Raw genomic sequence first — 8,790 nt, forward strand, 5'->3', positions numbered from 1 at the left:
TGGGCCGCACCATGCGGATGTCGTAGGTCACCACATCCCCGTCCACCCGGGAGGTGTACATGCCCTCAGTGAGCTTCCGGTGGTCCACCTGGAAGCTGGCGATCTGTTTGAGTTCCATTGTGTGCTCACGCTCCTTCTTGCCACTAAGCATACCACATCTCAGGGCCGTTGACAAACCCCCTCCTACCCCCCATAATGGAAAAAAGAAAGGAGGGGGCGCCTTTGTACCTTCTGGAAAACAACTGCACCGACCCAGCCTGGAATCTGGCCCTGGACGAATACCTGCTCACCCGCTTTCCCGGGGAGGTCCTCACCCTCTGGCGGAACGGCCCCTCGGTCATCATCGGCAAGAACCAGAACGCCCTGGAGGAGATTGACCTGGATTTTGTCCGTGCCCACCAGATCCCGGTGGTCCGGCGGCTTACCGGCGGCGGGGCGGTTTTCCACGACCTGGGGAATATCAACTACACTCTGGTCCAGCCCTGCGGGGCGGGCGACTTCAACAACTACGCCAAGTTTACCAAGCCCATTGTGGACTTTCTGGCCACCCTGGGGGTGACGGCGGAGCTCTCCGGCCGGAACGACCTGCTGGTGGACGGCCAAAAATTCTCCGGCAATGCCCAGGCTGTCCGGGAGGGGCGCATCCTCCACCACGGCACCCTCCTCTTCTCCGCCGACATGTCCCGGCTCTCCGGCGCCCTCCGGCCAAGGGACATCAAGCTGGAGAGCAAGGGAGTCAAGTCGGTGTCCAGCCGAGTGACCAATCTGGCCTCCCATCTCCCCTTCCCCATGGCGGTGGGGGAATTTCTGGAACGGCTCCGGGCCTATTCTCTCAAAACGTTGCCTGACCTGACACCTTACGTCCTGACAGAGGCCGACCGGGCCGCCGTGGACGCCCTGCGGGCGGAAAAATACAGCACCTGGGACTGGAACTTTGGCTCCGCCCCCAGGTACACCTGGAGCAGGGCGGCCAAATTCCCCTTTGGCCTGGTAGACGCCCGGCTGGATGTGGACCGGGGCGTCATCCGCTCCGCCGTCCTCTACGGGGACTATTTCGGACAGCTGGACAGCGCCGGCCTGTCCCAACGGCTGGTGGGGCTCCCTCACCGGCGGGAGGCCCTTCTCCCCGTCCTCCGCTCCCTCCCCCTGGGGGACTACATTGCCAGCAGCACGGCAGAGGACCTGCTCTCCATGCTCTGCCCATAGGCACGAATAAAAATACCTTTGTGACTGGCCTGCACGTCACGTCATGCAAGTACGCTCTGTCAGCCGCGAGAGTTCTGCTACTTACTGCCCATAAACAGGTTTAAAAGTTTCCCATCGTCAACTGTTCTCCAGCCCTATTTTCATCCAATTTGTGCTGGATGTACGCTTCTATCTTCTTCGCATTCTTCTCTTCTGCAATCTACACAATAGCCTCGGAACAAGACCTTCTGTTCCGGCATTTGTATCTCAGTTCCGGATATTTTGGGTAGATCATTCGGCTGTTTTTCCAATTACACAGCGTGCGCAGTATTTTTCCCCTCTCTTCGCGCCTTTCCCCATAAAATACTTTCCCTCTCTACATGGGGACAAATACAATGTGATATTTGCGATTTCACCGGGTATGAGACAAACGATTTACATCATTCACCTGGATGACCTCCCTTTGCTTTTTCTTGTGCAGTTGGCAGACCGCACTTTTAAGATGGCAAAGGGAGTTTTTCTTCCTTCATCATCTCCATCCGGCTTCTTTGGGACCATTCGCCTAACGCGTGGTTTTCTGTATACAAAATGCCGCCCCTGTCTGAACACCAGGCAGGGGCGGCTATGACATTTCGGTTTACTGTGCCAAATCGCGGTAGAGGAACGTCACAATCTGCCCGCGGGTGCAGGTGTTATCAGGGCTGAATGTGGTTGCGCTGGTACCAGAGGTAACGCCCTCCTTGACCGCCCATGCAACGGCCTGTGCATACTCCGCGCCCGCGTCCACATCGGTAAACGCGGCGGCGTCTACGGCGGGCTTACCTGCCAGCTTCCACAGGTAGGTCACGGTGGCGGAACGGGTGGCAGGAGCCTCGGGATAAAAGGCGTCGGTTAAGCCCTGTTCCAGCGCCCAGTTGGCCGCGTCGGAGTAATACTGTCCGGCGGGAACAGAATCGCTGCTGCCAGCGGGGGCCGGGGAGCCGTTGGCACGCCACAGGAAGGTCAGAATCTGCGCTGTGGTGCAGTCAGCGTCGGGGCTGAAGGTGGTGGCGCTGGTGCCGGCGGTGATCTCCGTCTCCACCGCCCACTGGACGGCCTGGGCAAAGTAGTCGTCCGCCTTCACATCGGTAAAGCCGGCAAAGCTCTCCTCTGCGGGGGCCTCCTCCTGGCCATTGGTCACATGGAAGATGAATACCAGCTCATTGCCCAGGTAGGTGGGATCATCGGGATGGAGGAAGTAGTAGCCCTCTTCGGTGATGCTGAACCCGGTCAGCCCCTCCATCTCGTCCACATAGCCGCTGTAATAGTCGGTGTTCTGCTTGGAGGCATCCCAATAGAGGGCGCCGTCCGCCTCCACCTTCAGGGGCACCACATTGGGGGGAGAGAGGATATCGCTGCGGAAGATCTCGCCAGGGGCCACCTCATAGATGGTGACGGGGCCGGGCACTCCATAAGTATAGGGCGTATCCTCGTACTTGTCAGCAAAGTCCTGACCCAGCGTGCCCTGGGTCTTGCCCAGCACATTGAGGAAGGTGCCGCTATAAACCAGATTTCCGGCGCTGTCCTTCACCAGAATATCCTCCGATGAGGCGGCCAGGGCGGCGCTCGGCAGGAGCAGTGCCAGAGACAGAGCACATCCGGTAACAATACGGGATAATTTCACAAAATTTCCTCCTTCTATTTTTTGAGATATTATAGCAATACAGGTATTTCATATCAAGTGATGCGCGCTGTCCTGTCTCGGGATCGTTTCCCGCAGATTTTGAGAAAAAACCACACGCTTGTGGGATTTTTATTTTATCCCCACAGGGTGGAATTTCATGACATTGAATCTCTGCCTCCGGTCTTTTTGTGCCCCGTCCACATCGACCGGTCCTGCCCTGTTTTCTCTCGAAATAGTTCTCCCCTTCTCTTGAAAGCCCGAATTGTCCGCCTATCACGGACCTTTGTCCACTTTAACAAAACAGGGCGGAAAAGTCCCTTTTAGGGCTGTGCGTTCTGACAAGTTTTGCATCATCGGAAGAAACAGATTGCAAATCTAACCTTTTCGGCGTATAATCATACACAGTTATAATCGGTCGTGAAACGCCGGCAAGGGTTGCCTGGCGGCGGGGCAGGCGGTTTTTCGCCCGCCCTTTTTTTCGCAACACGACCCACCTTTGAATGAAAGGAAGGGACCCCGAAGTGTCAGAATGCAAGTTCCAGAAGGTCCTGGCTGCAAACCGTGGAGAGATCGCCATCCGCATCTTCCGCGCCTGTTACGACCTGGGCCTACGCACCGTGGCCATGTACTCCAACGAGGATACCTTTGCCCTGTTCCGCACCCGGGCCGACGAGGCCTACCGCATCGGCGAGAGCAAATCCCCCCTGGGGGCCTATCTGGATATCCCGGGCATCATCGATCTGGCCAAGCGCCGGCACGTGGACGCCATTCACCCCGGCTACGGGTTCCTCTCTGAGAACGCCGAGTTTGCCAAGGCCTGTGAGGACGCCGGCATCACCTTCATCGGCCCCAGCTCCAAGATTCTGGCCCAGATGGGCGACAAGCTGGCTGCCAAGGCCACTGCCCTGGCCTGCAACGTCCCCACCATCCCCGGCTCTACCGAGCCCCTGAAGAGCGCTGACGAAGCCCTGGAGAAGGCCGTCTCCTACGGCTTCCCCATCATCCTCAAGGCCGCCGCCGGCGGCGGCGGCCGGGGCATGCGCCGCTGCGACACCCCGGAGGAGGTCAAGCCCGCCTTCGAGCTGGTACAGGGCGAGGCCCGGAAGGCCTTCGGCAACGACGACATCTTTATTGAAAAATACCTGGTGGAGCCCAAGCACATCGAGGTCCAGATCCTGGGCGACCAGTACGGCAACGTGGTCCACCTGGGAGAGCGTGACTGCTCCCTCCAGCGCCGGTATCAGAAGGTGGTGGAGTTCGCCCCCGCCTGGAGCGTCCCCAAAGACACCCTGGACAAGCTCCACGCCGACGCCGTGAAGATCGCCAAGTACGTGGGCTATGTGAACGCCGGCACCGTGGAGTTCCTGGTGGACCGGGACGGCAACCACTACTTTATTGAGATGAACCCCCGCATCCAGGTGGAGCACACCGTCACCGAGCAGGTCACCGGTGTGGATCTGGTCCGGGCCCAGATTCTCATCGCCGAGGGACACCCTCTCTCCCACCCCTACATCGGCATGGGCAAGCAGTCCGACCTCCGGATGAATGGCTATGCCATCCAGTGCCGGGTGACTACCGAGGACCCCGCCAACAACTTCGCCCCCGACACCGGCAAGATCACCGCCTACCGCTCCGGCGGTGGCTGCGGCGTCCGGCTGGACGGCGGCAACGCCTACACCGGCGCCGTCATCTCCCCCTACTACGACTCCCTGCTGGTCAAGGTCACCACCTGGGACAACACCTTTGAGGGCGCCTGCCGCCGTGCCGCCCGGGCCGTCCGAGAGGAGCACATCCGGGGCGTCAAGACCAACATCCCCTTCATCAGCAACATCCTCAGCCACCCCACTTTTCTGGCCGGGAAGTGCCATACAAAATTCATCGATGAGACCCCTGAGCTCTTCGAGATGCAGTACGGCAAGGACCGTGCCACTAAGGTCCTCAAATACATTGCCCAGCGCCAGATCGAAAATCCCTCCGCTGAGCGGCCTCAGTTCGATATCCCCCGTTTCCCCACCGTCACCGGGAAACGTGGCGCCGGCCTCAAGTCTCTGCTGGATGAAAAGGGGCCTGAAGCCCTACGGGACTGGGTAAAGGAGCAGAAGAAGCTCCTCATCACCGACACTACCATGCGGGACGCACACCAGTCCCTCCTCTCCACCCGTGTGCGTACCCGGGACCTGCTGCTGGGCGCTGACGGTACCTCTGAGATCCTCGCCGACGCCTTCTCCCTCGAAATGTGGGGCGGCGCCACCTTCGACGTGGCCTACCGCTTCCTCCACGAGTCCCCCTGGGAACGGCTGGACCTGCTGCGGAAGAAGATTCCCAATATCCCCTTCCAAATGCTCCTCCGGGGCGCCAACGCCGTGGGCTACACCAACTACCCCGACAACCTCATCCGGGCCTTCGTCCAGGAGGCGGCCAAGAGCGGCATCGATATCTTCCGTATCTTCGACTCTCTCAACTGGATTCCCGGCATGGAGGTGGCCATGGACGAGGTCCTCAAGCAGGGCAAGGTCTGCGAGGCCACCATGTGCTACACCGGCGACATCCTGGACCCCAAGCGGGACCGCTATACCATTGAATACTACGTCAACATGGCCAAGGAGCTGGAGAAGCGGGGCGCCCACGTCCTGTGTATCAAGGACATGTCCGGTCTGCTGAAGCCCTACGCCGCCAAGAAGCTGGTCAAGGCCCTGAAGGAAGAGGTGGGCCTGCCCATCCACCTCCACACCCACGACACCTCCGGCAATCAGGTGGCCACCTACCTCATGGCCGCTGAGGCCGGCGTGGACATCGTGGACTGCGCCATCGACTCCATGTCCTCCATGACCAGCCAGCCCTCCCTCAATGCCGTGGTCACCGCTCTCCAGGGCCAGGAGCGGGACACCGGTCTGGACCCGGTCCGTCTCCAGGAGCTCTCCGACTACTGGTCCGACGTGCGCCTGCGGTATGCCTCTTTCGAGACCGGCATGAAGAACCCCTCCACCGATATCTACCGCTACGAGATGCCTGGCGGCCAGTACTCCAACCTGAAGTCTCAGGTGGAGAGCCTGGGCCTGGGCGGTCAGTTCGACGATGTAAAGAACATGTACACCCAGGTCAACCACATGCTGGGCGACATTGTAAAGGTGACCCCCTCCTCCAAGATGGTGGGCGACCTGGCCATTTTCATGGTCCAGCATGATCTGACCCCCGAGAACATCGTGGAAAAGGGCGAGGCTCTCACCTTCCCCGACTCGGTGGTGAGCTACTTCAAGGGCATGATGGGCCAGCCCGCCTGGGGCTTCCCCGAAGCCCTCCAGAAGGTGGTTCTCAAGGGCGAACAGCCCATCACCTGCCGTCCCGGCGAGCTGTTGGAGCCCATCGACTTCGACGCCGTTCGGGAAAAGCTCCAGAACGTGACCAAAGACCCCATCAACATGCGTGCCATCCTCTCTTATTGCCTCTACCCCAAGGTCTACGAGGAATACCGCAGCCACCGCCAGGAATACGGCTACATCATGCGCATGGGCAGCCACGTCTTTTTCAACGGCATGGCTCTGGGCGAGACCAACCTCATCAGCATCGAGGACGGCAAGACCCTGGTCATCAAGTACCTGGGCCTAGGCGACCTCAATGAGGACGGCACCCGGAACGTCCACTTTGACCTCAACGGTATGGGCCGCACTGTGGCCGTCCCCGACCCCAACGCCCAGGTCCAGGTCCACCCCGTGGTCATGGCCGACCCCGAGGACAAGGGCCAGGTGGGCGCCTCCATCCCCGGCATGGTTTCCAAGATCAGCGTCAAGCCCGGCGATCAGGTGGAGGAGAATCAGGTGGTGGCCGTTATCGAGGCTATGAAGATGGAGACCAGCGTGGTCTCCCGCATCTCCGGCACCGTGGACCAGGTCCTCGCCTCCGCCGGCACCTCCGTCAAGTCCGGCGAGCTCCTCCTCACCATCCTGCCCAACTAAGTTCCTCTTTTCTTTTCTGCTTTACTGTGCTATAATGCACACAATATCCCATCTTGTGGAGGAGCTGAGAAAACATGATCCGTCATATGATTTTCTGGAATCTAGCCAAACCCGATGAAGATCTCCGCGCACTGGAGTCATTTATGAAAACTTCGTTTTCTGAAATGGTGAGTGCCATTCCGGGCCTGCGGGCTGCCCACATCGGTCTCGATGTGGGGCAGGGTACTCACGGTGCAGGACTGTGCTGCGATCTCGACAGTATGGAGGCTCTGGAGATCTACCGGGTTCACCCCCTGCATGTCGCCTTTCAGGGCTGGGCAAAGGAACACCTGAAGGAGCGCTGCTGCGTGGATCTGGAGGTGTCTGAATGAGCAATTTGCCTGAAAATATGGTGCAGCTGGGCAGCCGCCGGAACATCATGCGTGAGATCCGGGAGTACGGCCTGATCCGTGCCCGGGAGGTGGGCGCAGAGAATGTGCTGGACTTCTCCCTGGGCAATCCCAGCGTCCCCCCACCGCCCCAGGTGAACGACACCATCCGGGCCATTCTGGACGGCCCTCAGGGGGACTCCATCCACGCCTACACCTCCGCCCAGGGCGACCTGTCCGTCCGGGAATCCCTGGCCGCCTCCCTCACCCGCCGCTTCGGCATGCACTACGGCCCCGACGACCTCTACATCACCGTGGGCGCCGCCGCCGGTCTGTGCTGCTGCTTCCGGGCTCTGGCCTGTCCCGGGGATGAGTTCGTCCTCATGGCCCCCTACTTCACCGAGTACGACATCTTCGTCCGGGGCAACGGCGGCATCCCCGTGGTGGTCCCCCCGGACTACGACACCTTCCAGCCCGACATGAAGGCCCTGGAGGCTGCCATCGGCCCCAAGACCAAAGCCCTGGTGGTCAACTCCCCCAACAACCCCTCCGGCGCCATCTACTCCGCCGAGACCCTCACCGCCATGGCCAACCTGTTGCGCCGGAAGGCCGCGGAGTACGGACACCCCATCTACCTCATCTCCGACGAGCCCTACCGGGAAATCGTTTTCCAGGGCTTCACCGTGCCCTGGATCCCTGCCTTCTACGACAACACCCTGGTGTGTTATTCCTACAGCAAATCCATCTCCCTCCCCGGTGAGCGTATCGGCTACGTGCTGGTGGGCGAGAAGGTGGCTGATCACAAGGAAGTCTACGCCGCCATCTGCGGTGCCGGACGGGTGCTGGGCTATGTCAACGCCCCCAGCCTCTTCCAGCGGGTGGCCGCCGCCTGTGACGGTCTGACCTCCGACCTGACCATCTATCAGACCAACCGGGACCTGCTTTACAACGGTCTTACCTCCATGGGCTATACCTGCGTGGAGCCCGGCGGCACCTTCTACCTGCTCCTCAAGTCTCTCGTACCCGACGCCAACGAGTTCTGCAAACGGGCCCAGGCCTACGACCTCCTCTTCCCGCCTACCGATGACTTCGCCTGCCCCGGCTGGTGTCGCATCGCCTTCTGCACCACCACCGAGCAGGTGGAAAAGGCTCTCCCCATCTTCCAAAAGTTGGCCAAGGAATATGACCTGTAAGTGAACTGAACCAGTAAAAACGGATCGTGACAAAATACCCCCTGATGTAGGAAAATCAACTACATCAGGGGGTATTGTTATGGGGTAGCGGAATGACAACTATGCCCAGATTCTGCTGCCAGAGGCAAAGAAAATTTTAAAGGAGAAAGCCCAACAGGAAATAGCAGAGCGCTGGGGCAAGTACATGGTAAAAGGCTGTGCTATAGCCCCCGTTGTGCGACAGGCGGGGGAAGGATGCCGCGCTTGCAACGCCTCTCCGATTAAAACTTAACCAGGGATCTTTATGGGACTTCAAACCGCCAATAGGCTTTTTTGAACCACTCGATCTTACCCATGTGCTTGGTGGATTCATGAGGCGGCAGAGCCGCCTCACATTTTTTCAGGCATGCAAAAAAACGGACTTCTTTCGAAGTCCGCTTTTTGTGTCG

Annotated in this window: 6 protein-coding genes; 4 read left to right on the plus strand and 2 right to left on the minus strand. The window is 59.6% G+C overall.

Translation table 11 applies throughout. The features are described 5' to 3' along the window. Positions 1 to 118: S-ribosylhomocysteine lyase (locus Q0K15_RS09660; protein WP_294515646.1), on the minus strand; the 118-nt coding region annotated here is incomplete at its 3' end. A 104-nt stretch (positions 119 to 222) separates the two neighbouring features. On the opposite strand from Q0K15_RS09660, the gene Q0K15_RS09665 reads away from it, so the two are divergent. Further along, positions 223 to 1,206, plus strand: a complete 984-nt coding sequence (locus Q0K15_RS09665) for a lipoate--protein ligase (protein ID WP_294515641.1) — start codon at positions 223 to 225, stop codon at positions 1,204 to 1,206. 616 nt (positions 1,207 to 1,822) lie between these two features. Here Q0K15_RS09665 and Q0K15_RS09670 read toward each other — a convergent pair. Continuing rightward, positions 1,823 to 2,848, minus strand: a complete 1,026-nt coding sequence (locus tag Q0K15_RS09670) for an S-layer homology domain-containing protein (protein ID WP_294515642.1) — start codon at positions 2,846 to 2,848, stop codon at positions 1,823 to 1,825. Positions 2,849 to 3,348: 500 nt separating this feature from the next. Between Q0K15_RS09670 and Q0K15_RS09675 the strand changes: the two genes are divergently transcribed. The 3 genes from Q0K15_RS09675 to Q0K15_RS09685 all read left to right on the plus strand — a co-directional run bounded on the left by Q0K15_RS09675 (position 3,349) and on the right by Q0K15_RS09685 (position 8,362). After that, the gene (locus Q0K15_RS09675) at positions 3,349 to 6,801 is read left to right on the plus strand and encodes a pyruvate carboxylase (protein WP_294515643.1); all 3,453 of its coding nucleotides are present in this window, start codon (positions 3,349 to 3,351) and stop codon (positions 6,799 to 6,801) included. A 74-nt stretch (positions 6,802 to 6,875) separates the two neighbouring features. Then, on the plus strand, positions 6,876 to 7,172 hold the full coding sequence (locus Q0K15_RS09680) for a Dabb family protein (RefSeq protein ID WP_294515644.1): 297 nt from the start codon (positions 6,876 to 6,878) through the stop codon (positions 7,170 to 7,172). Next, positions 7,169 to 8,362 (plus strand): pyridoxal phosphate-dependent aminotransferase, encoded by a 1,194-nt coding sequence (locus Q0K15_RS09685; protein ID WP_294515645.1) that lies wholly within the window; start codon positions 7,169 to 7,171, stop codon positions 8,360 to 8,362. Before Q0K15_RS09680 ends, Q0K15_RS09685 begins: the two co-directional genes overlap by 4 nt. The last annotated feature ends 428 nt before the right edge of the window (positions 8,363 to 8,790 follow it).

The organism is uncultured Intestinimonas sp. (genome assembly GCF_944387245.1).
Classification (GTDB): domain Bacteria; phylum Bacillota; class Clostridia; order Oscillospirales; family Oscillospiraceae; genus Intestinimonas.